This window comes from Vibrio sp. S457-15, from assembly GCF_000960545.1.
Taxonomy (GTDB): Bacteria; Pseudomonadota; Gammaproteobacteria; order Enterobacterales; family Vibrionaceae; genus Vibrio; species Vibrio parahaemolyticus.
In genome coordinates this window covers 1-391 of sequence record NZ_JYOQ01000089.1, presented here as the reverse complement: position 1 = coordinate 391, position 391 = coordinate 1, and the positions used below count along the sequence as shown (strand labels likewise).

Annotated in this window: 1 pseudogene; it reads right to left on the bottom strand. The window is 51.4% G+C overall.

What is annotated here, in order from left to right:
• Positions 1–383 (bottom strand): annotated as a pseudogene (locus tag UF05_RS08770) (L-arabinose isomerase); the annotation flags it as partial.
• Positions 384–391: the final 8 nt, after the last annotated feature.

The following is a 391-nucleotide window of genomic DNA, read 5'->3' as shown; positions in this document are numbered from 1 at the left end:
TGTGCGGCGCCAGCGTTAATCCGCGCGGCTGCAGCGATATTTGAGTGGGGCTGAGGTTCCCAAAGGGAGTGAGCTACAGGCAAATGTGGCAGTGACTGCGATGGTGTGACGGTATCAATCACGTTGACGGTCTTTCTAAAGCGATCGCCAAGATCAATAATCGACACGTTTAACGCATCGCCAGATTGGCCGCTGAAAATTAAGCGTGGAATAGCGCAACGACAGCCAATGGTGTGACGATGAACATCCCATCCTGGTTTCGCTGCTGCGATAGTTGGACAAACTTCTAGCATCTGAGCGCCGAACACTTGCCCTTTATCGCCGAAGTTGTAGGTATAGTCTTCCATAAAACATGTTCCGCCCGGTTTGCCTTGCCCCATGACTTACATGA